The sequence below is a fragment of the Candidatus Polarisedimenticolaceae bacterium genome (assembly GCA_036275915.1).
Classification (GTDB): Bacteria; Acidobacteriota; Polarisedimenticolia; order Polarisedimenticolales; family DASRJG01; genus DASRJG01.
This window is the reverse complement of sequence record DASUCV010000004.1, coordinates 67,748-90,425: the sequence shown is the minus strand read 5'-3', so window position 1 is coordinate 90,425 and position 22,678 is coordinate 67,748. Positions and strand designations below refer to the sequence as shown.

Below are 22,678 nucleotides of genomic sequence, written 5' to 3'. Positions count from 1 at the left end.
TGTGATGAAGAAGTTCGTTGTGGCGGCGTTCGCGGCGGCAGCAGCCCTTGGTTTTGGCTGTGCCATCACGAACTACTCCCTGATCACGGACAACGACGTGGGCGGCACGGTCAACACGAACGGCAAGGCGTACATCCGCCAGTTCGCGCAGTTCGCGACCACGTGGCCCGACGGCGTTGACAACTTCATGTGGTACGTCGACCAGGCCGCGAACGGCGACCGTACGCTCTCGACGTACAACTTCGCGACGACGATCGACGATCTTTTCAAGGACGACACCTACTGCTCGCCGGATTGGAACGGCTGCGCCATCGTGACGGCCGACGATCCCGAGGTGGGCGACGTCGACATGTTCGACTATCGCGGCAACGCGAACTGCAGCGGCTTCCGCAGCCTCACGTACCTCGTGAGCACCAGCCGCTACTACGGTGAGTGCGGCCGCGTCGCCAACGGCGACCGCAGCATGAAGCTTCTCGCCCTCGCCAACGAGATGACCCCGGTCCAGCTGAACGGCCAGACCTGGCTGCGGACGAACCTGAACGCGCTCAACACGTCGATCGTGGTGGACAACCACAACGGCAGCGCCTTCCAGGTTCCGATGACCGGGCAGATCGGCGTGCAGTTCAACCTCGCGAAGCGCCGGGCGATCCTCGACATGACGAATCCGAACAACCGGAACGCCATGCAGGCCTTCGGTAATTGGAATCGTTCGCACCCCGGTCCGTACGTCGACGCGACGATCACGATCGACGGTGTGGCAAACACGTTCCACGTGAAGCAGACGAATCAGGCGGCCAACGCTCCGCAGATTCACTACTGATCCGTTCGTAATCCACGATGCGAAGAGGGCGGGGGAAACCCCGCCCTCTTTGTTTCAGCGAGCGCCGCCCCGAACCAGACGCTCGAGCGCGCGCCGCGCCGGCTCGGAGCCTGGATCGAGAGCGACCGCCTTGCGATAGGCGCCCTCGGCCGCTTCGCGATCGCCGCGCCGCTCGAAGAGCAGCCCGCGCAAGATCAGAGCGTCGGCCCGCCGCGGGTACTGGCGCTCGAGCTCTCCGATGGCCGCGTCGGCTTCGCCGTCGGTCCCCGCTTGGACGAGCACCTTGGCGAGGCCCCACTGCGCCGCCGCCGTGCCGGGCCCGGCCGCCAGGATCTTGCGGTAGGCGTCGATCGCTTCCTTCGGCTGCCGTGCGGCGACGAAGATCGCGGCCGCGCGCTCGAGCGTCTCGAGGCGGTTGGGATCGAGCGCCAACGAGCGCCGGATCGCCTCCTCCGCGCGACCGGTCTCGCCCTGTCGCGACAGCGCATCGGCGTACGTCGTCTCGAGCGCCCACGAGCCCGCGTGCTCTCCGCGGAGCGCGGCCAACTCGTCGACGGCGTGGGCCACGTCGCCGCGTCCCACCCGCAGCGTCAGCAGGGCATACGCGGCGTTCCAGGACGAGGGCTCGCGCTCGATGGCGTCGTGGTAGGCCACCGCCGCGGCGTCGAAGCGGCCGCGGGTCTCGAGCGCGTGGCCTTCGGTGATCTTCGGCTCAGCGAGCCCCGGCATGGCGCGCGCCGCGGCGTCGAACCGCGCGACCGCGTCGTCGAGCCTGCCCAGCGCGGCGAGGCTTTCGCCGAGCATCATGTGCGCCGCGCCGAACTCCGGGGCCGCGGCGATGACCTGCTCGAGCTCGGGGACCGCCTGATCGTTCCGTCCAGAGCCGATCAGCGCCGCCGCGATCTGGTAATGGACCATGAAGTTCTCGGGCGCTTGCGGCACGAGCGCGCGGAGCATCGACAGCCCCTTCTCGACCTCGCCCGCGCCGACGAGGCCGATCGCCTCGTCGTAGCTCTCGAGGTAGCCGGTCATCGTCTTCGGGTCACGGCCGGGAGGCCCGCTCGATCCGGCGAGCGTGCCGGCGGAGGCATAGCCGAGGCTGCGCAGGCGCGCCTCGGCCTCGGCGTCGAGCGCGCCCTCGGCGCGGCCGGCCGCCTGCGCGTCGGCGCGGGCCCGCTGTTCCGCGAGGCGCTCCGCCATCTCGGAGGCCGGCCCCGACCGGCTCCACGTGTTGCGCCGTTCCCCGGGATCGGCGCCCACGTCGTACAGCTCGGGCGTCGGGGCCTCGATGTACTTCAGGCCGCCGTCGCGCAGCATCGTGAGCGGGCTGAACCGGAACTGGAGGAACGGAAGATAGGATTCCGCGTAGACCTCGCGGTGCGGCGGACGGTGGCGCTCGATGAGCGGCGCCAGGTCCGCGCCATCGAGCCCCGGGGGGGCCGGGACGTCGACGGTGCCGAGAACGGTCGGCATCACGTCGGCCAGCGAGACCGGCGCTTCGATCACGCCGGGCTTCGGCCACCTTCGCGGCGCGCGGATCATGAGCGGGACGTGGACGGTGCTCTGGTAGAGGAAGACGCCGTGCGTCTTCTCGCCGTGCTCCCCGAGGCTCTCGCCGTGATCGCCGGCGATCACGATGAGCGCGTCGGGAGCGTCCCGCTCGAGGGTGTCGAGGAGCCGGCCGACCTGCTCGTCGACGTACGCCACCTCGGCGTCGTACGGCGCGTCCGGATGCGCCGCGGCGAAGCGCGCGGGCGCGGTGTACGGCGCGTGGGCGTCGAAGTAGTGGGCCCAGAGGAAGCGAGGCTTGCCCGCGAGGCGCGCCCAGACCGCGAGGGCGCGGTCGGTCACCGCCGTCGCGTCGCGCTCGGCGAAATGGACCGCGAACGTCCGGCCAGGCTCGAGCGCGACGGCCGGCAAGTCCTCATCGAAGATCTCGAACCCCTGGCTCAAGCCGAAACGCGCCTTGAGCGGAAAGGCCGCGATGACGGCGCCGGTGCGCCAGCCGCGCGCGGCGAGCGCCTCGGCGAGGGTCGTCTCGCTCGCCGGCACGACGAACGCTCCGTTGTTCCGCACGCCCGTCGTCGACGGGTATCGCCCCGTGAAGATGACGGCGTGCGACGGCAAGGTGAGCGGCACGGCGCAGCTCGCGTCGGCGAAGACCACGGCCTCGCGTGCGAACGCGTCGAGCCGGGGCGTGAGACCGCGTGTCGAGCCGTAGCAGCCGAGGCGGTCGGCGCGGAAGGTGTCGAGCGTGATGACGACGACGTCCCTCGGCCGGCCACCGCACCCGGCGAGGACGACGGCGAGCGCCGCGAGCGCCGCACGCTTCACGGCCGCCGCTCTTCGAGCGCCGCGAGCGCCGCTTCGAGGTCGATCGCGCCTGCCCCCGTGTCGTCGTCGCGCCCCGGCGGCCCGAGGTCCCGCGAGGTCCTGACGAGGACCCGCTCGAGAGTGTCGGGGTCGGTTTCGGGAGCGGCCTGGAGGAGGAGCGCGGCCGCGCCCCCGAGGAGGCCGGCGGAGAGCGACGTTCCCTCGCCCATCGCGTAGGCGCGCGGTCCGCTCGCGAGCGCCATGGGCAGGTCGCGTCCGGGAGCCGCGAACGAAGGGAACCCCGGGCTGCCGCAGCGGCTCGGTCCGCGGCTGGACAGGGCGTCGACGAGACCGTCCCGCCCGAGCGCGGCGACGGCAAGAACCCCCGGAAGCTGCGCAGGGCTCTCGCCGGTTCCCGCCGCCGGTCCGCCGTTCCCGGCCGGAAAGACGACGAAGATGCCCGACGCTTTCCAGGCGTCGATGAACGGCCGGTCGAACTCGCTGCACGGACCTTCGTCGTGCGACCAGGCGTTCACGAGAACGTCGGGGCGGGCGACCCGGAGCGCCCAGTCCGCCGCGAGGGTCATCCGCGAGCGAACGTAGTAATTGCGCCAATTGCCGACCGCCGCGGCCCACCGTGCCTTCGGCGCCACGCCCACGATCCGCCCTTCGGGATTGCCGCCGACCGCCTGGGAGAGAACCCCCGTGCCGTGTCCGTGGTGATCGGTGCCGATCGTCGTTCCCTCGACCGGATCGAACCATCCCGCATCGCCCGGCACGCGGCGGCCCGTGAGCTGTTCGTGGCTCTCGAACGCGCCGGTATCGATGATCGCGACGACGACGCCCTGCCCGTCGTATCCACGCGACCACAAGGTGTCGGCGTGCATGCTGGCCGGCGCCCAAGAGGGGAACGTTGCGCCGAGCGTGGCGTCGGCCTCCGCGTCCCCTTTGCCGACGGGCGCGCGCTCGGAGCTCCAGTCCGGGCGGACCGAACGGACCTCGGGGCAACGCGCGAGCGTGCGGATCGCCTGCGGGGTCCCCTCGACGACCAGCCGGTTGACGATCGCGACCCCCTTCGCGAACCCGAGGGACCCGTCGGACGTCAGGGCGGAGATCGTGGGCGCCAGCTTCGCCTGCTGGCGCCGCGCCACCTGCTCGAGGGCCGAGACCACCGCATCGCGGCGCGCGCGCTTGCCCTGCCCGGCGCGGTCGAGGCGGCGGCCGAGCTCGCGAAGATCGAGCTGGTCGGTCAGGTCGATGAGGGCGACCTGGCGGCGGCCCGGATCGGATGCCGCGAGGCGGGACTCGAAATCGCCCTCGAACTTGGATGCGGCGGAGACGGAGGGGAGAAGCGGGAGTCCGCGGACGGAGCGGGATGACGCCCCCGCTCCCGCGCCGGCGGTGCACGCGAGCACGGCCAGGGCCAGGACGACTCCGCCGAGCGGATCCCAGCGGTGTGTCCTGCCCGAACGGCGCATCGGCGTTCGACTATACACCGCCGAAAGCCACCACTGCCGCGCGTTGTCGCTGGACCTTCCTCCGATGCAGCGGTATAGAAGAGGGTTACCGGGAACAAGGACCGGGAGGGGCAGGTCGATGCGGTGGTGTGCGCGCGGTGTGCTCGCGTTCGTACTGGCCTTTGCGGCGCCCGGCATCTTCGCGCAATTCGCGGGAACTCAGGTCGATCTCCAGACCGACTCGCAGGATTTCGTCGCGTGGGGGACCACCGACGGCGATGCGACGGGCTCCGCGGTGCTCGTCGCCGATCTCAACGGCGACGGGATCCCCGATCTCATCATCGCGGCCCGCGGCGGAGACGGGCCCTCGGACACCCGGGGCGACCTGACCGGCGAGGTCTACATCCGGTTCGGCACCAAACAGTACGGGCGGACCCAAGACTTCCTCACCGCTCCGCCGGACGTGACGATCTACGGGGTCACGGCGGCGGACCAGCTTGCCCGGTCGCTCGCCGCGGCCGACCTCAACGGCGATGGCAAAGCCGATCTCGTCCTCGGCGTCCCGAGCGCCGACGGCCCGAACGACGCGCGCAGCTCCGCGGGCGAGGTCTACGTCCTCTTCGGCCGGTCGAGCTGGCCCAGCACGATCGACCTCCGGAACGTGGATCCTGCCGCGACGAACGCCGACATCACGATCTTCGGTGCGGTGGCGGGGGATCAGCTCGGTCGTGCCGTCGCGGTGGGGGACGTCAACGGGGATGGGAAGGCCGATCTGATCATGGGCGCGCCCGGTGCCGACGCCAACGGTACCGACAGCGGCGCGGTCTACGTGTTCTACGGAAACATCGCCGCCGGACGGCTCGACCTTGCCTCCAGCCAGGTGCATCCCAGTGTCACGCTCACCGGTCCGGACACGCTCGTCGCCGCCGGACGCGCCGTCGCTGTGGGGGACGTCAATGGCGACGGGCGCAAGGACATCATCGTCGGCGTCCCGGGAGGCAACGGACCCGTCGCAGATCCCCGCCCGAGTTCGGGCGAGGTGCGGATCGTCTTCGGTTCGGCGAGTCTGCCCGCGACGATCGCGCTCGGGACGAGCGCGAACGTCACGATCTACGGCGCCTCGAGCGGGAACGGGACCGCCGCCGAAGGCCTCGTCGCCGGGAACTTGAACGGAGACGCCTACGCCGACGTCGCCATCGGCATCAACTTCGCCGACGGCCCGAGTGGGACGAGGTCCGGCGCCGGCGAGGTCGACCTCATCTACGGCGCGGCCAGCCCGCCGGCCGTCATCGACCTCAAGACGACCGCGCCGAGCGTCAGGATCTACGGCTCGGATGCGGGGGACCGGCTCGGCGAAGGGCTCGCGGTTGGAAGCCTGAACGGCTCGGAGTCGACGAGCGGCGGCACGATCACGATGGACGATCTCGTCATCGGCGCGCCGGGCGCGGACGGTCCGCCGTCCTTGCCCGGGGGCCGCGACTCCGCCGGCGAGGTCTACGTCATCTTCGGCCAGTACCAGCCGGACAACCCGTTTCCCGCGACGATCGATCTTCACGACGCGTCGTCGGGGTCGATCGTCGACGCCATCTTCTACGGCCGCGATCCGAGCGATGCGATCGGCGGCACGCTGGCCTGCGGCGACGCCAACGGGGACGGCATCGGCGAGATCTTGATCGGCGTTCCCGATGCGGACGGCCCGGATGACGGGCCGGGCGGGAACCCCGACAACCAGAAGCTCGGGGCTGGAGAGGCGTGGCTCGTCTCGGCGTTCGACAAGGACAACGACGGCCGCCGCCAGCTCGCGGACAACTGCCCGAACGTCTACAACCCGAACCAGTTCGACAACGACAACGACGGCGTCGGCAACAGCTGCGACAACTGCATCAACAACGCGAATCCCGACCAGGCGAACCACGACAACGATTCCCTGGGCGACGCTTGCGACACCGACGACGACAACGACGGCGTTCTCGACGTCAACGACAACTGCCCGCTCGTGCCGAACCCCACCCAGGCGAACGCCGACGGCGACCCGTTCGGCGACGCGTGCGACAACTGCCCGACCGTCGCGAACCCGACGCAGGCCGATCTCGACGGCGACGGCATCGGAGACGCTTGCGACACCGACGACGACGGTGACGGCGTGCTGGACGTGTCGGATAACTGCCCGACGGTGCCGAATGCGAGCCAGGCGAACTCCGACTCCGACGCGCTCGGCGACGCGTGCGACAACTGTCCGACGGTGTCGAACATCACGCAGACCGACACGGACGGCGACGGAAAAGGCGACGCGTGCGATAACTGCCCGACGGTGAGCAACGCCTCGCAGGTCGACACCGACGGCGACGGCAAGGGCGACGCGTGCGACAACTGTCCCACGGTCTCGAACGCGCTCCAGGCCGACACGGACGGCGACGGCCGGGGCGACATTTGCGACAACTGCCCCTCGGTCGCGAACGCCGACCAGGCCGACTCCGACGGCGACGGGAAGGGAAACGCCTGCGACAACTGCCCGCAGATCGCGAACGCCAACCAGAGCGACAGCGACGGCGACGGGCGCGGCGACGTCTGCGACAATTGCCCGAACACCGCGAACCCGACGCAGGCCGACGGTGACGCGGACGGCGTCGGCGACGCGTGCGACAACGACCGGGACGGCGACGGCATCGCGAACGCGTCCGACAACTGTCCGGACGTGGCGAACGCGACGCAGACGAACAGCGACGGCGACACCCTCGGGAACGCCTGCGACAACTGCCCGACGGTCACGAACCAGAACCAGGCCGACGGCGACGGCGACGGCGTCGGCGACGCCTGCGACAACTGCCCGACGGTCGCGAACGCCGACCAGCGCAACAACGACGGCGACTCCCTGGGCGACGCCTGCGACGCCGACAACGACAACGACGGGATCCCGGACGCGACCGACAACTGTCCGTTTCGCGCGAACCCCGATCAGGCCGACACGAACGGCAACGGTCGCGGCGACGTCTGCGACTTCACCACGATCGATTTTGCGACGCCGAGCGACATCACGTTCTACGGCATCGACGCGTTCGACGACGTCACCAACGTCATCGCCTCAGGCGACCTGAACGGCGACGGGATCGCCGACTTCGTCTTCACCGCCCCGCTCGCGAACGGGCCCGGGAACGCGCGGAGCACGGCGGGCGAGATCTACATCGTGTTCGGCCGCCAGGCGTGGACGAGCCCGATCGACCTCGCGACGACGCCGCCGAACGTGGTGATCTACGGCTCCGATCCGTCGGACGCCGCGGGCACCTCGGTCGCGATCGGCGACTTCAACGGCGACGGCAAGAAGGACCTCCTGATCGGCGCCCGATACGCCGACGGACCGAACAATGCGCGCCCCAACTCCGGTGAGGCGTACGTCCTCTTCGGGAGGACGACGTGGCCGGCGACGATCGATCTCCATAGCGCGGATGCCAGCCGGTCGAACGCCGACGTCACCATCTTCGCCCCCGACGCGAACGACCAGCTCGGGGCGGCGGTGGCGATGGGCGACGTGAACGGCGACGGGAAGGCCGACCTGATCCTCGGCGCGCCGGGCGGGGACGGAAAGAACAATAACCGGGTCGACTCGGGCGACGTCTACGTCCTGTTCGGCCGGTCGGCCCCGGCGGTGTCCTACGACCTTGGCGGCAACAACGTGGCCAGCGTGCGCATCTTCGGCGCGTCGCCGTCCGACCGGCTGGGCTCGGCGCTCACGACACTCCGGTTCAACGCCGACGCGTTCGACGACATCGCGATCAGTGCGATCCTCGGCGATCCGGGGGGCAAGCCGGACGCCGGCGAGATCACGATCGTGGCCGGAGCGTCGAACCTGTCCGGCGACAAGGACCTCGCGACCGCCTCGAGTTACCTCGTGCAGTTCACGGGAATCGACGCGAACGACCTCGCCGGGTTCGCGCTCGCGTCGGGCGAGTTCGGCGACGGCAGTCCGTCCTGCCCGACCTGCCGGGAGCTCGTGATCTCATCGACCGAGGCCGACGGGCCGACCGCGAGTGACGTGAGGGACCGCGCGGGCGAGGTCTACGTCGTCCGCGGCCGGAACGACCTCGCCGCCGGATCGGCGATCTCGCTCGCCGACCCGACGGCACCCTTCAACTTGATCACGACGATCTACGGCTCGGATGCCGGCGATGCGATCGGCGCGGCGCTCGCGGCGGGAGACGTCGACGGCGACGGCCGGGACGACCTCCTCATCGGCGGCCCCAATCTCACCGCGTCGGGCCGCATCGCGGCGGGCAAGACGCTCGTCTTCTTCGGCAAGGCCGCGCTGCCGCACGTCATCGACCTCCGCACGAGCGCTCCGGACATCCAGATCTACGGCGCCTTGACCTCGGACAATCTCGGGTCGGCGGTGGGTACGGGCGACCTGAACGCCGACGGGATCAAGGACATCCTCATAGGGGCGTCGGGAGCGGCGGGCGGCAACGCGAACAAGACGACCGCGGGGCGCGCGTACATCGTGTCGCCGGTCGACACCGACGGCGACGGTGTCCGGAACACGACCGACAACTGTCCGGGGGTCGCGAACGCTTCGCAGACCGATACCGACCACGACGGCCGCGGCGACGCGTGCGACAACTGCCCGACGGTCGCGAACCCCACGCAGGACAACCACGACGGCGACGCCCAGGGCGATGCGTGCGACACCGACGACGACAACGACGGCGTCCCCGACGTGTCGGACAACTGCCCGTTCATCCAGAACGCCTCCCAGACGAACTCGGACGGCGACGCCTTCGGCGACGCTTGCGACAACTGCCCCACCGTGACGAACCCGACCCAGACCGACACGGACGGCGACGGCCTGGGCGACGCGTGCGACAGCGACGACGACGGCGACGGCATCGCGGACGTCTCGGACAACTGCCCGCTCAACGCGAACGCGAACCAAGCCGACGCCGACGGCGACGGGAAGGGCGACGTCTGCGACAACTGCGTTTCGACGGCGAACGCCAACCAGCTCGACACCGACGGCGACGGCGTCGGCGACGCCTGCGACAACTGTCCGACGACGGCCAATCAGAGCCAGACCGACACCGACGGCGACGGGAAGGGCGACGCCTGCGACAATTGCCCGACGATCGCGAACGCGAACCAGGCGAACAACGACGGCGACGCGCTCGGCGATGCCTGCGATCCCGACGACGACAACGACGGCGTCTTCGACGACGGCGACGCGTCCGGTTCGACGACGGACCACACCTGCGTGACCGGCCAGACGCAGGGGTGCGACGACAATTGCACCTTCATCCCCAACCCGGACCAGCGCGACACCGACACCGACGGCCTCGGCGACGCCTGCGATCCCGACGACGACAACGACGGGATCCTCGACGGGTCCGACAACTGCCCCCTCGTCGCCAACGTCTCGCAAGCGGACGGCGACCATGACGGCGTGGGCGACGCGTGCGACAACTGCCCGACGGTCGCGAACGCGAACCAGCTCGACACCGACGGGGATGGGATCGGAAACGCCTGCGATACGGACGACGACGGCGACGGGGTGCTCGACGGCGCCGACAACTGTCCGCTGAACGCGAACGCGAACCAGGCCGACAGCGACGGCGACGGGAAGGGCGACGCCTGTGACAACTGCCCGACGATCGCGAACGCGAATCAGGCGGACGGCGACGGTGACGGTGTGGGCGACGTCTGCGACAACTGCCCGACGGTGGCGAATCCGGATCAGCGCAACACCGACAAGCTCCTCCCCGGCGGCGACAATCTCGGCGACGCGTGCGACACCGACGACGACGCCGACGGTTATCCGGACGTCACGGACAACTGCCCCTTGGTGCCGCAGACGAACCAGAACGACGCCGACGGCGACGGGCGGGGCGACGTCTGCGACAACTGCGTCAACGTCGCGAACGCGAACCAGGCCGACAGCGATCTCGACGGCGTGGGCGACGCCTGCGACAACTGCCCGACGGTCGCGAACGCGAACCAGCTCGACACGGACGGCGACGGCGCCGGCGACGCCTGCGATTTCGACGACGACGGCGACGGCATCCCCGACGTCAACGATAACTGCCGCCTCGTCGCGAACTCGACGCAGCTCGACCAGGACGGCGACGGGATCGGCGACGCTTGCGACAACTGCCCGACGGTCGTCAACCCGCAGCAGGAGGACAACGACGGCGACGGGGTCGGCAATCTCTGCGACAACTGTCCCGACACGCGGAACGGCAACTGCGGCGTCAATCCGCTCTTCTGCGACATCGACTTGAACGGGATCGTCACGGCGCTCGAGATCGCCCAGGGGTTCCAGACGGACACGAACGGCGACATGCAGGGCGATGCGTGCGACAACGACGACGACGGGGACGGCATCCTCGACACGGTCGACAACTGCAGGACGGTCCCCAACCCGTCACAGGCCGATCAGGACGGCGACGGCATCGGGAACGCCTGCGACAATTGCATCTCCGTCCCGAACCCGACGCAGGCGAACGCCGACGGCGACCTCTACGGCGACGCGTGCGACAACTGCCCGAACGCGCCGAACAACGACCAGGCGAACTTCGACGGCGACTCGATGGGCGATGCGTGCGACCCTGACGACGACAACGACGGGACGCCCGACGCGATCGACTGCGCTCCGTTCGACCCCGCGGTGCAATCGGCGCCGGTCGTCGGCGCGACCCTCCTCTGGTCGAGCAAGACGACCCTCGGGTGGACCGCGGTCGCCGGGGCTAACACCTACAACAGCTACCGCGGCACGATCCCGTCGAGTGGCGGGATCCTGTACAACCACACCTGCTTCCAGTCGGGCCTGGCGGGAACGAGCATCACGGATGCCGCGACGCCGACGGCAGGCTTCTACTACCTGATCACCGCGAAGAACGCACAGTGCGGCGAAGGTCCGCTCGGCAACCGCAGCAACGGGACGCCGCGGCCGAACAGCGCCCCGTGTCCGTAGGAACTACTGACTTCCGATCGCATCGAGCGCACGTTTCGCGGCGGCCCGAAGCGTCTCGATCGGCTCCTGCGTGATCTTGCGGAGCAGCGCGATGGCGCCGCGGTCCTTGCATGCGCCGAGCTGATCGATCGCGGCGATCCTGATGGCGACGTCGCCGCCTCCGGCGAGATCGCGGAGACGCGAGAGCGCCTCGGGCGTGCCGAGGACGCCGAGCGCCCGAATCGCCTCGAGGCGCACGAGCGCATCGGGATCCTTGAGTGACGCTTGAAGGACGGGCAGGGCTTTCGGTCCCCGCTGCTGGGCGAGCGCGACGACGGCGATCGCGCGCACCGACGCTTCGGCGTCGCCCGAAAGAGTGATGAGGGCGGCCTCTGCCGCAGGCCCGCCGAGGTCGCCCAGCGTGGCCGCCGCGGCTTCGCGGACGCTCGAGGACGGATCGGCGGCGCGCGCTGCGACGGCCGGCGCCCGATCGGTCAGACGCCGGGTGCCGAGAGCGTAGATCGCCGTCGTCCGCACGCCGTCGTTGGCGTCGGTGACGAAGGCGGCGAGCGCATCCGCGGATGCGGCACCCGCCTGCTCGCGCCACGCCTGCACCACGATCCGGCGGACCATGGCCTCGGCGTCGCCGCCGAGCTTCACGAGAAACGGCGCGGCGTCGGCCGATGGGTGGTCGCGCATCCCCGAGGCCGCCGCCGAGCGGACGTTCCGGTCGGGGTCGGCGACCGATCGCTCGAACGCCTCGCGCTGCGTCGTGAGACCGCCGAGCGCCGCGAGCGCGCCGGCCGCCGCCGCCCGGACCTGCACCTTGGCGGACGACGTCAGCGGCGCGATGCGCGGCAGCGCGCGCCGGTCGCCGAGGGAGGCGAGGCCGCCGATCGCGGCCGACGCGACCTCCGGCATCTCGTCGGCGGTCGCCGCCATGAGGAACGGGAACGAGGCCGGATCTTTCGCGGCGCGCAGGGCCTCGATCGCGGAGTGGCGGACCCCGGGCGCGGGATCCGAGAGGAGTCCCCCCAGATCCTTGGTGAAACGGGTGTCCCGCGCGTCGCCGATGTAGGCCGCGGACTGCGATCGCACCCGAGCCGATGGGGATACGAGCGCCTTCTGCACCGCGCCGTACGACACGTCGCCGCCGAGCCGGAGGAGCGAGGCGACCGCGGCCACCGCGACCGCGTCTTCGGGGTCCGCAGTCAACGGCGCGATGTCGCGCGCCGCGGAGGCGCCGCGCACCTCGGCGAGGAGCTGGACGGCGGCGGCGCGCACGGGCGCGCGCGGGTCCTTCAGCGCCTCGGTCAGCTCCGCGGCACCCGCCGCGCCCTTCGACGCCAGAGCCCGCAGCTCGACGATCCTGGCCTGCGGGGTCGACGAAGGAGCGGCCGGCTGGGCGAGAGCGGTGCTTCCGCCGAGCAGGCACGCGAGCAGCAGACGCACCCGATCAGTCCCGGACGATGGAGGTCGGCTCGGACGACGGCGGGCCCATCGAGCGCCGTGCCTGCCGTGGGGTCGCGCGCTCGTACTTGACGAAGTTGCGGTAGAAGTCGCGGTAGTTCTGGTAGCCGACCATGTAGGCGATCTCGGAGATGCTCCGGCCTTCGGCGGCGAGCAGGAGGCGCGCGTGCTCGAGGCGTGCACGGTGGATCTGCGCGGTGAGGGTCATCCCGGTCGCGCGGCGGATCACGCGCGAGAGGTAGTTGGGCGAGACGTGGAGCGCACGCGCGATCCCGGAGAGCGAGAGTCGCCGCTGGTAGTTCTCGTCGATGTAGGTTTGCGCCTTCTCGACGAGCGGGTGGGAGCCGGACGGAGTCTCGAGGGCGGCGAGCAAACGGTCGAGGGTGACGAGGAACTCCTCGCGCGCATGCGATGCGGAGTCGAGACCGGAGAACTGCGCGATGAGCGCCGCGCGGTTGGCCTGGCACGCCTCGTCGCCGTCCGGCGGACGATGGAGGCGGCGGTTGATGCGCTGGAGCACGTCGAGCAGCAGCGCCGCGACTTCGCGGCCCGAGATCCCGGGCGCCGTGAAGTCGAGACCTTCGACGAGCCGCGCGAAGCTCGCGTGGCACGCATCGATCTCGAGTGCGGCGAGCTGCCGGAACGCCTGCGCTTCGAGTGCGGCGTCGAAGCGCAGCTCCGAGAACGACCGCGGGACGCGGGGGAGCGAGACGAGCCGAAGAGTCGCCAAGCGGGGCACCTCGCGTGGAGACCGGAGCCCGCAACCTCAATGGTTGCAGGAGGTTCGTGAATGTACGGGGAGACGTTGCGAGGGTCAAGCGCGGACTGATCATCCGCAGGATCATTCTGCCGGACAATTCGACGTTGACAGATCCGAAATGTGGGGATAAACGATCTGGATGTAGGGCACGTTCGCAGGGGTGGCTCGAACGCGGGGGGGAGAGATGAGCCATGAATCGCCTGGACGAGCGGGGCTTCCCGGTGGTCCACCGGGAAGGTCGTCGGCAGAGGCCGCTCTGCGCTCGGTCGACGGACGCCCCTCGGCGCGCTTGGGCCAGCACCTGAGGCGCCTCAGAGAAGGCTACGGCTACACGCTACGGAAGGTCGAGGAGAAGGCGTTCTCGCTGGGCGAGTCGATCGACAACTCGCAGCTCTCCCGGTTCGAGAAGGGGAAAGCGCTACCGTCGTTCGACAAGCTCCGCGCGCTCGCGCGTATCTTCAACGTCTCCATCCAGAATTTTTCCGACGTGCTCGACCTCGAGGAGTTCGAGCCGTTCAAGCCGGAAACCGACGACTACGACGCGCTTCTCACGATCGGCGCCCAGTCGCTCTCGCGCGGCGAGTACGGCCGCGCGTTCGTCGCGTACGAGAAGGCGGTCGAGGTCGCGGAGCGGAACGAGGGACCCGGGCAGAACGATCGCCTCGCGAGCGCGCGCTGGAGCATGGCGACGGCGCTCAAGGCCCTGGGCAAGCTTTCGATGTGCGAGCACGAGCTGCGCGAGATCCTGAAGCTCCGCAACGAGACCAAGCCGGGCATCCAGATCCGTGCGCTCCTCCAGCTCGGGTCCGTCTACCGCGAGCTCGGCGATCTGTGCCTGGCCGAGGTCCTCGTGCGCGAGAGCCTCGCCCTCGCGGTTGCATCGACGGATGCGCCCGCGCATGCGACGGCGCTCAACACCCTCGCCAATATCTACGAGACGAGCGATCTCACGAAGGCTCTCGCGTTCTACGAGCGCGCCCATGAGGTGCTCGCGGCGAGCGGGGGCGCGAACGATCAGAAGCTCGTCGTTCTCACGAATCTCGGCGGCTGTCTCGTCAAGGCGGGACGATTCCAGGAAGGGCTCGCCAAGCTCCAGGCCGTCCATGGGAGCGCGCGGGAATACGGCTACCGGCGCATCGCGGCGCTGTCGGCCACCCGGATCGGCGAAGCCTACCTCCAGCATGCCGACGTCGCGCGCGCGAGCCACGAGTTCGCGGAGTCCGACACGCTGGCCTCCGATCCCGCCGGGCCCTATCACGACATCCTGTTCCTGAACGCGTTCCATCGGTGGGTCGGCGCCAAGGATGACGGGAACGGCACGCGGGAGAAGATCGCTTTCGGGCGCCTCAGGCACCTGCGATCCCTTCTGGAGCGGCGTTTCCCAGAGGTCGACGAGTTCGACCGGTGGGTCGCGAAGCATCGGAGGTTCGACCATGAACACTTTGCGTAGGTCGATGGCCCTCGCGCTCCTGAGCGCCGGCGCCGTGTTCGGCCAGGCGCGAGCGGAAGTGTCGGCGGAGCTCGATGCGTTCGGCGGCTACGTGCGAACCGTGATCGAGGCGAACGCGTCGGTTCGCAACCCGCGCATCTGGACGGTGTCCCACCTCCGCATGGGGCGCGTGGCTTTGAACACCCGCGGCGACCGGTCAGGCGATCTGTACCCCGCCGTCGCCGAGGACACCGCGCACCAGCGTTGGCCGTGGGTCGTCTGGAGCCACTTCAACGGCCTCGACTTCGACCTCGTGTGGTCGCGCTGGGAAGGTCGCGGATGGTCGCAGGTGAAGGCGGTCGTTCCCGGGATCGATCGGTCCGACGCCGTCGATCCGGCCATCGCGATCTCCGCCGGCGGACGTCCCTACGTCGTCTGGCTCTCGCGGGGCGCGGGTGCGGCGACGGTGCAGATGTCGATGTTCCTGGTTTCCGTGTGGTCGCCACCGATGGTGATCTCGGATCCGGGCGACGACGCGATGAGCCCGCAGATCGCCTGGCTGAGCGACGGCCGGATCCAGGTCGACTACGACACGATCGGCGCGCACGTCACGAAGACGATCACCTTCGCGAGCACGTCGACGGTCACGGACGATCTGAATCCCGGCACCTCGGCAGGCGTGACGTCGAACGTGACGCAGCCCCCGATCGGCGGCAAGTAGCCTCCGCTCGCCGCTGCTAGACTCCTCCCGGATCCTCCGGGGGAACGGTCATGACGCCTCTGCGTCACGTGCGCACGCATCTCGTCCGCGGTCTTCTGATCGTTCTCCCGACGATCATCACGCTGTGGCTCCTCAGGATCCTGTTCGGGATCGTGAGCGACGACATCACGCCCCTCGTCGTCCGCGTGCTCCCGGCGCTCGGCATCGAGGACCCGGGGGGATGGCGCACGCGCTTCGCGATCCCGCTCGTCGGCGTCGTCCTGACGCTGCTCCTCGTCTATCTCATCGGGCTCCTCGCGGCGAACCTCCTCGGCGCCAGGATCGTCGCCTGGCTCGAAGCGCTCATTCTCCGGATCCCGCTCGTCAAAGGGGTCTACGGGGCGGCCCGCCAGCTCCTCGACGCGCTCGGCTCCGGCGGGAAGGGAGCCTTCTCGCGCGTCGTGCTCGTCGAGTACCCGCGACCGTCGGTGTGGACGCTCGGCTTCGTCACGAACGAACGGCGGGCGAGGGTCCCCGGGCGTGACGGCTCGATCGACACCCTCATGGTCTTCTTTCCGACCGCGCCGAATCCCACGTCGGGGTGGCTCGCGCTCGTGCCGGTATCGGATCTCGTCGACGTCGATCTGACGATCGAGGAAGGCGTCAAGCTCATCGTCAGCGGAGGGATCGTGACGCCGGACGCGCTGTCGGAGCGTATCCGGCGGCCCGATCCCGTCCCGTGAGCGCCGTCGTCCTCACCGTCGGCAGTGAGCTCCTCCAGCCCGGACGGATCGACACGAACTCGAGCTGGCTCGTCCTGCGCCTGCTCGATGCCGGTGTCGCGACCGCGTGGCGTGCGGCGATCGGGGACGACGTCGACGCGATCGCGTCCTTCGTCCGGAGCGCGCGCATGGCCGCGCCAATCGTGGTCGTCACCGGAGGGCTCGGACCGACCGAGGACGACCGGACCCGCGAGGCGCTCGCGGCGGCGCTCGGTGTGCCGCTCGAGCGGGACGAGACCATGGTCGTGACGATCGAGGATCTCTTCCGCGCGCGCGGCCGAACGGCGAGTGAGCGCCAGCACCGGCAGGCGGAGAAGCCGCGCGGCGCGGCGTGGATTCCGAACCCCCTCGGCTCGGCGCCGGGCATCCTCGTCGCCGGCGGCGGACGGCTCCTCGCGGCGCTTCCGGGCGTGCCGGCCGAGATGCAGGCGATGTACGACGCGACCGTGGCGCCGGCGGTGGCGCGTCTCGGCACCGGGCCCCTCGCGCGCGTGACCCTTCGCGTCGCGGGACGCCCCGAGTCGTGGGTCGATGAGAAGCTGCGCGATCTCTACGACACGCCGGGCACGGAGACCACGATCCTGGCCGGAGCTGGGACCGTCGAGCTGCTTCTCACGGCCAGGGGACGGGAAGCGCGGGAGGCGGCCGAGCGGCTCGCCGCGCTCGAGGCGGCGATGCGCGAGCGCCTCGGCGACGATCTCTACGGCGCCGGCGAAGACACGCTCGGCTCGGTCGTCGGCGGAGTCCTCGCGGCGCGAGGCTTGACCCTCGCGGTGGCGGAGTCGTGTACCGGCGGACTTCTCGGTGCCGCGATCACCGACGTGCCCGGATCGTCCGCCTGGTTCCGTGGAGGGGTGATCGCCTACGCCGACGAAGTGAAGACCGGGCCGCTCGGCATCGACCCGGAGCTCCTCCGGCGCCACGGCGCCGTGAGCGCGCCGGTCGCGGCCGCCATGGCCGCGGGGGTGCGGCGCCTCTTGGGCGTCGATCTCGCGCTCGCGATCACCGGCATCGCCGGGCCCGGCGGCGGGACCGCGACGAAGCCGGTCGGCACGGTCCACGTGGCGCTCGACGACGGCGCGTCGGGCGCCTCGCGCCTGCTCGACTGGCCCGGCGATCGTGCCTTGATCCGAAGGCGAGCCGTCGCCTCGGCGCTCGATCTCCTCCGCCGATCGCTCCTCGCCTCCGGATGAGGGCCTTCCTCGCGATCCCGCTCCCCGCCGCGCTCGTCGCCTCGGCGGCGGCGGCCGCCCGCACGATCGCGGGTGACGAGAGAGAGTGGAGGCTCGCGCGGGACGAGGGTCTGCACGTGACCCTCCGGTTCCTGGGCGAGGTCGACCGTGCGGTCCTCTCGGCGCTCGAGGCGCCGGTGGCGGAGGCGACGCGCGCGACACCCGGCCTTACGCTCGTGCTCCGCGACGCGGGCGCATTCCCGAGCGTCAGACGCCCGCGCATCCTCTGGCTCGGGGTCGAGGACCGGAGCACCGGCGGCGTGCTCGCCGCGCTCGCCGCACAGTTCGAGGATGCCGCGCGCGCCGCGGGACTCATCCACGAGGCTCGTCCGTTCTTTCCGCACGTGACGCTCGCGCGGGCGCGGACCGATCGGGCGCGATGCTCCGCGCTCGAGACGGTGGGGACGCTCGGCACGTTCGATCCCGCCGAGGTCGTCCTCTTTCGCAGCATCCTCGGGCGGGGGGGCGCCCGTTACGAGATCGAACGACGCTTTCCCGTGGGCCGGATGCCGTGAGGCTCGCGATCGGACTTTTCGTGGGCGCCGTTCTCGGAAGCGTTCCGTTCGCTTGGATCGTTCACCGGCTGGCGACGGGCCGCGACCTCAGGAGAGAGGGGAGCGGGAACCCCGGCGCCGCGAACGTGCAGCGCAGCGCGGGCACGGCGTGGGGGCTCGCGGCCTTGGTCCTCGACGCGGGGAAGGGCGCGGCCGCCGTGGCCGTGGCGGGTGGACTCGCGGGCCGAGAAGCGTCGATCGCAGCCGCGGCCGCCGCCGTCGTCGCCCACGTGTTCTCGCCGTGGCTCTCGGGGCGTGGAGGGAAAGGAGTCGCGACCGCGGCGGGGGCGTACGCGGTCTTGGCACCGGCGGCGGCCGCCTCCGCGCTCGCGGCCTTCGCCGTCGTTCTCCTTGCGACTCGGCTCCTTTCGCTCGCGTCGGTTGCGGGAGCGTTGGTCCTCCCTCTCGCCGCGTGGGCCGCCGGCAACGCTCGCGCGACGATACTCGCCGCGACCCTCGTCGCCGTGCTCATCGCGTGGCGCCATCGGGAGAACTTTGCGAGGATGCGTCGCGGGGAAGAGCCGCGCGTCTCGTGGGGCGCGCCGAAGGGCGAACAGCGGTGACCGTCGAGTCCGCGCGGATCGGAATCTTGGGTGGCGGAGCCTGGGGCACTGCGCTCGCGATCCATCTCAGCGGCCGCGGAGTGCCGGTGGGTCTTTGGATCCACGAGGACGACCTCGTCGAGCGCATGCGGCAGCGCCGCGACAACCCGATCTACCTGCCCGGCCACGAGGTCCCGGCGCTCGTCGTCCCGACCGGCCGCGTCGACGAGGCGGTTTCCGGCGTCGCGCTCGCCGTCCTCGCGGTGCCGTCTCCGTTCGCACGCGAGGTCTACAGGCGGCTCGCGCCTTCGCTCGGGAGCGGCGTGCCGGTCGTGGTCGCGACGAAAGGGATCGAGGAAGAGACGCTTCTCCTCCCGACGCAGGTCGCAGCGGCTTGCCTTCCCGCCGGGACGCCCGTCGCGGCCCTCTCCGGCCCGTCGTTCGCCGAGGAAGTCGCGCGCGGAGTTCCGACGGCGGTCGTCGCCGCAGCGGCGGACCCGGCGGTCGCGGCCACGGTCCAGTCGTTGCTCTCGGGGGAGACACTCCGGCTCTACACGACCGGCGACGTCGTCGGCGTCCAGGTCGCGGCGGCGCTCAAGAACGTCGTCGCGATCGCGGCCGGAATCGTCGACGGCCTCGGTCTCGGCCACAACACGGCGGCCGCGCTCATCACGCGGGGACTGGCGGAGATGCGACGCCTCGGCGTCGCCATGGGAGCGTCCGGTGAGACGTTCGCCGGCCTCTCCGCGCTGGGAGATCTCGTTCTCACCTGCACCGGATCGCTTTCGAGGAACCGTCAGGTCGGACGCGCTCTCGGCCGCGGCGAGCGTCTGCGCGACGTCACCGCACGCATGCGTCACGTCGCCGAGGGCGTGGGGACCACACGCTCGGCGTGGCACCTCGCCCGGCGCCACGACGTGACGATGCCGATCGTCGACGAGGTCCACCGGATCCTCTACGAAGAGGGCGACCCGGCCGCCGCGGTCCGCCGGCTCATGACGCGTCCGCTCGGCGCCGAGGAGCCCGCCGGACTCCGGGAGCAACCGTGATCGATCTCCACACGCACATCCTGCCGGGGGTCGACGACGGCGTTCCGACGCTCGAGGCCGCGATCGACTTCGCCCGCGTCGCCGTCCAGGCGGGCACGCGGACGATCGTCGCGACACCGCACTACCGCGACGGCTTCTACATGAACCCGCGGGAGCAGGTGCTCGAAGGCGTCCGCGCTCTCAACGCCGCGCTCCGCGAAGCGGCCGTCGACGTCGTCGTGCTGCCCGGCGCCGAAGTCCACGTCTGCTCCGACCTGATCGAACGGGTCAAGAGCCGGCACGCGCCGACGCTCGCGGACAATGGGAAGACCGTCCTCTTCGAGCTCTCGATGAGCCAATATCCCGTCGATCTCGAGAACCTGGTCTTCCAGATGCGCCTCGCCGGCCTCCAGGTGCTCTTCGCGCATCCGGAGCGCATCCGTTATTTCCAGGAGGACGTGAAGCGCTACGAGGCGGTTCTTCGTCTGGGCGCATTCGGTCAGATCACGACCGGCTCGGTCCTCGGCGTCTTCGGGGAGTCGATCGAGGAGTTTTCCGAAGAGCTGGTCCGCAAGGGTCTCGTGCACGTTGTCGCGTCGGACGCTCACAACACGCGCGGCCGTCCTCCGGTGCTGAACGACGCCGTCGCCCGCATCGCCGGCTGGATCGGCGACGCGCACGCGCTCAAGATGGCCACCGATGTGCCGCAGGCGTTCCTCGAGGCGCGCGATCCCGAGCTGCCGCCACCGCCCCCGCCGCCGAAGCGATCGATCCTCTCGCGCTGGCTGAGGGGCGGCGAGTAGCTACTCGGAGGCGGCGGACGAGCCCTTCTCGAGGTTCTGCCGGGCCGACTCGAAGCGCGGGTTGATCTCGAGGGCGGTCTTCCAGGCGGCGTCGGCCTGGTCGCGTTTCCCCTGAGCGCGCAGGCTGAGGCCGAGATCGCTGATCGCGCCGACCATCATCGGGTTCATTTCGAGCGCGCGCTCGAGAACCGATTCCGCCCGCACCCAATTGCGCGCGAGAAGGAGGGCGTGCCCGTAGGCGAACTGGGCCCGCGCATCGAGGACGAGATCGGGCCGCTTGAGGACTTCGGGGAAGCGCGTGCCGGTATCGGGTGCTCCGAGCCTCCCGAGCGCGACCGCCGCGGCGAGCGCGGTCCACGGGTCGGGATCGTTCGTCGCCTTGACGAGCGCCTCGAACTCCTGCGGGCGGCCGAATCGGCCGAGCGCGCGTGCCGCTTCGCGCCGGAGCGCGGGATTCGGGTCGGAGAGGGTTCGCTTCAGTACCTCGGCCATCGGCTCGGTGCGGCGCGGCGTCGAAGCGGTGACGATTCTCCGGAGCGCAGACCAGCGCACGAACCAACCGTTGCCGTCATCGGACACGGCACGGAGGAGAGCGTCGGTGCCGGCGTCGGTCTCGGCGCCGTCGACGGCATCGCCGATTCCCCGTCGCCACGCCGCGGCCTTGCCGTCGGGCATCTTCTTCCACGCCGCCGCGATCGCGTCGAGCTTGCCGCCGCTCGCGTGGCACGATGCGCATGCGGCGGGGATATGTCCGGCAGAAGCGGTCGGCGGCGCCATCGAGTGGTCGCGCGCGGAAGACGATGCCGGACCGCGGACGATCGCCGCCATGTGACAGTCGATGCAGCGCCCGCCCGGGGAGCCGGGCGCATGAAGCGTGTGGCCGCGGCCTGCGTCGGCGATCGCCTTGTGGCACTTGGCGCACAGGGAATCGCCGGCGTCGGGCCGCAGCGTTCCCGAGTGCACGTCATGACATCCCGAGCAGGTCAAGCCGCCGCGGCGCGCGCATCCGGACTGGGCGAAGGCGACCGCTTCCTGCTGGTAGGTCGCCGGCCGGAGATCGCCGAAGAACGGCTCGTGGAACTCGAAGTTCGACGGTACCGTCAGCAAGGGATCGGCCGCTTCGTAGAGCGGCGCGCCATAACGATGCGCCGGCTCGTCCCCGAATGGCGAGGGCAGCACGTCGCGAAGGCCGTGACAGGCCGCGCAGGCGTCGACGCTCCCGTCCGCGCGCGCGAGTTTCATCGTCCCCGCGGTCGCCGCCTTCGCGCGAGCCGCTTCGAGGTGGGGGCCTCCCGGTCCGTGACACCCTTCGCAACCGACCCCGGGCTCGATCCAGCGTGTGGCTGGGATCGTCATGCCTCCCGGCGTCTTCCCCGCGGCGGTCAGCGTCTGCCCGGTCGCATGACAGCCGTAACACGCGAGCGGGGCGCTCCGGCCCGCGCGGGTCCAGAAGTCGATGGCGTCGGCCGGCGGAGAGCTGCCGCCGGCGAGTGCCTCGAGCGGACGGAACGCCGCCGATCGATCGGCGTCCCACGACCAGGGGAACACCTGAAGGCGCCCGTCTTCGAGTCGAACGACGACGTCTTCGCGGTGCTTGCCGCCGAGCAGGAAGGCGACGCGGCCACGGACGGCCCCGCCGTTCTCACCGGGCCCTTCGACCGCGCCGTCCGAATCCAACCGGAACGGCGAGGAGGGAGCGGATGCGAGGGCGATCTTCTCGCCCGGTGCGGGGATGCGCATCGCGCTGCGATGGCGGCTCCCCGACCACGCGGCGTACTCGCTGGCGTGGCACGAGCGACACGCCTCGGATCCGACGAAGCGCCCGCCCGCCCCACCGGCTCCGACCGCCGCCAC

The 22,678-nt window shown here is 70.7% G+C and carries 15 protein-coding genes; 10 read left to right on the top strand and 5 right to left on the bottom strand.

The annotated features are described in order from the left end of the window. The first annotated feature begins 4 nt into the window (after window positions 1-4). Entirely contained in the window at window positions 5-820 is an 816-nt protein-coding gene (locus tag VFV19_02540; protein ID HEX4823169.1) for a hypothetical protein, read from the top strand. A gap of 54 nt (window positions 821-874) precedes the next feature. On the opposite strand, the gene VFV19_02535 is transcribed toward VFV19_02540, so the two are convergent. Both VFV19_02535 and VFV19_02530 read right to left on the bottom strand, forming a co-directional pair. Then, window positions 875-3,154, bottom strand: a complete 2,280-nt coding sequence (locus VFV19_02535; GenBank protein HEX4823168.1) for a sulfatase-like hydrolase/transferase — start codon at window positions 3,152-3,154, stop codon at window positions 875-877. After that, window positions 3,151-4,611: a S8 family serine peptidase gene (locus VFV19_02530; GenBank protein ID HEX4823167.1), complete on the bottom strand. Its 1,461-nt coding sequence runs from the start codon at window positions 4,609-4,611 to the stop codon at window positions 3,151-3,153. Before VFV19_02530 ends, VFV19_02535 begins: the two co-directional genes overlap by 4 nt. Before the next feature lie 118 nt (window positions 4,612-4,729). Here VFV19_02530 and VFV19_02525 point away from each other — a divergent pair, with 118 nt between their 5' ends. Further along, complete coding sequence (locus tag VFV19_02525) at window positions 4,730-11,545, top strand: thrombospondin type 3 repeat-containing protein (protein ID HEX4823166.1); 6,816 nt, start codon at window positions 4,730-4,732, stop codon at window positions 11,543-11,545. Between the two features lie 3 nt (window positions 11,546-11,548). On the opposite strand, the gene VFV19_02520 is transcribed toward VFV19_02525, so the two are convergent. Together VFV19_02520 and VFV19_02515 are read right to left on the bottom strand one after the other, a co-directional pair. Further along, the gene (locus VFV19_02520; GenBank protein ID HEX4823165.1) at window positions 11,549-12,976 is read right to left on the bottom strand and encodes a HEAT repeat domain-containing protein; all 1,428 of its coding nucleotides are present in this window, start codon (window positions 12,974-12,976) and stop codon (window positions 11,549-11,551) included. A 4-nt stretch (window positions 12,977-12,980) separates the two neighbouring features. Beyond that, window positions 12,981-13,724, bottom strand: a complete 744-nt coding sequence (locus VFV19_02515) for an AraC family transcriptional regulator (GenBank protein HEX4823164.1) — start codon at window positions 13,722-13,724, stop codon at window positions 12,981-12,983. Between the two features lie 214 nt (window positions 13,725-13,938). On the opposite strand from VFV19_02515, the gene VFV19_02510 reads away from it, so the two are divergent. From VFV19_02510 to VFV19_02475, 8 genes are read left to right on the top strand one after another with little or no spacing between them, the layout of a single operon-like run. Continuing rightward, window positions 13,939-15,204 (top strand): helix-turn-helix transcriptional regulator, encoded by a 1,266-nt coding sequence (locus tag VFV19_02510; protein ID HEX4823163.1) that lies wholly within the window; start codon window positions 13,939-13,941, stop codon window positions 15,202-15,204. Beyond that, window positions 15,188-15,904 carry a hypothetical protein gene (locus VFV19_02505; protein HEX4823162.1) on the top strand — a complete coding sequence of 239 codons (717 nt, stop codon included), beginning with the start codon at window positions 15,188-15,190 and terminating at the stop codon, window positions 15,902-15,904. Before VFV19_02510 ends, VFV19_02505 begins: the two co-directional genes overlap by 17 nt. Before the next feature lie 50 nt (window positions 15,905-15,954). Then, window positions 15,955-16,626 carry a DUF502 domain-containing protein gene (locus VFV19_02500; protein ID HEX4823161.1) on the top strand — a complete coding sequence of 224 codons (672 nt, stop codon included), beginning with the start codon at window positions 15,955-15,957 and terminating at the stop codon, window positions 16,624-16,626. Further along, on the top strand, window positions 16,623-17,858 hold the full coding sequence (locus tag VFV19_02495) for a competence/damage-inducible protein A (protein HEX4823160.1): 1,236 nt from the start codon (window positions 16,623-16,625) through the stop codon (window positions 17,856-17,858). The genes VFV19_02500 and VFV19_02495 overlap by 4 nt, the downstream gene beginning before the upstream one ends. Next, window positions 17,855-18,412, top strand: a complete 558-nt coding sequence (thpR, locus tag VFV19_02490; protein HEX4823159.1) for an RNA 2',3'-cyclic phosphodiesterase — start codon at window positions 17,855-17,857, stop codon at window positions 18,410-18,412. Before VFV19_02495 ends, thpR begins: the two co-directional genes overlap by 4 nt. Further along, a complete protein-coding gene (gene plsY, locus VFV19_02485; GenBank protein HEX4823158.1) occupies window positions 18,409-19,014 on the top strand; it encodes a glycerol-3-phosphate 1-O-acyltransferase PlsY in 606 nt (201 codons plus the stop codon). The genes thpR and plsY overlap by 4 nt, the downstream gene beginning before the upstream one ends. Next, entirely contained in the window at window positions 19,011-20,042 is a 1,032-nt protein-coding gene (locus VFV19_02480) for an NAD(P)H-dependent glycerol-3-phosphate dehydrogenase (protein ID HEX4823157.1), read from the top strand. Before plsY ends, VFV19_02480 begins: the two co-directional genes overlap by 4 nt. Continuing rightward, window positions 20,039-20,824, top strand: coding sequence for a CpsB/CapC family capsule biosynthesis tyrosine phosphatase (locus VFV19_02475; GenBank protein ID HEX4823156.1), 786 nt, complete (start codon window positions 20,039-20,041; stop codon window positions 20,822-20,824). The genes VFV19_02480 and VFV19_02475 overlap by 4 nt, the downstream gene beginning before the upstream one ends. On the opposite strand, the gene VFV19_02470 is transcribed toward VFV19_02475, so the two are convergent. Next, window positions 20,825-22,678 carry a HEAT repeat domain-containing protein gene (locus VFV19_02470; GenBank protein ID HEX4823155.1) on the bottom strand — a complete coding sequence of 618 codons (1,854 nt, stop codon included), beginning with the start codon at window positions 22,676-22,678 and terminating at the stop codon, window positions 20,825-20,827. It abuts the gene before it with no gap.

Excerpts from the sequence above, each read along its gene's own strand:
- VFV19_02540 (HEX4823169.1), top strand. The coding sequence starts at position 5 with ATGAAGAAGTTCGTTGTGGCGGCGTTCGCGGCGGCAGCAGCCCTTGGT.
- VFV19_02530 (HEX4823167.1), bottom strand. The coding sequence starts at position 4,611 with ATGCGCCGTTCGGGCAGGACACACCGCTGGGATCCGCTCGGCGGAGTC.
- VFV19_02525 (HEX4823166.1), top strand. The coding sequence starts at position 4,730 with ATGCGGTGGTGTGCGCGCGGTGTGCTCGCGTTCGTACTGGCCTTTGCG.
- VFV19_02510 (HEX4823163.1), top strand. The coding sequence starts at position 13,939 with ATGAGCCATGAATCGCCTGGACGAGCGGGGCTTCCCGGTGGTCCACCG.
- VFV19_02505 (HEX4823162.1), top strand. The coding sequence starts at position 15,188 with ATGAACACTTTGCGTAGGTCGATGGCCCTCGCGCTCCTGAGCGCCGGC.
- VFV19_02500 (HEX4823161.1), top strand. The coding sequence starts at position 15,955 with ATGACGCCTCTGCGTCACGTGCGCACGCATCTCGTCCGCGGTCTTCTG.
- thpR (HEX4823159.1), top strand. The coding sequence starts at position 17,855 with ATGAGGGCCTTCCTCGCGATCCCGCTCCCCGCCGCGCTCGTCGCCTCG.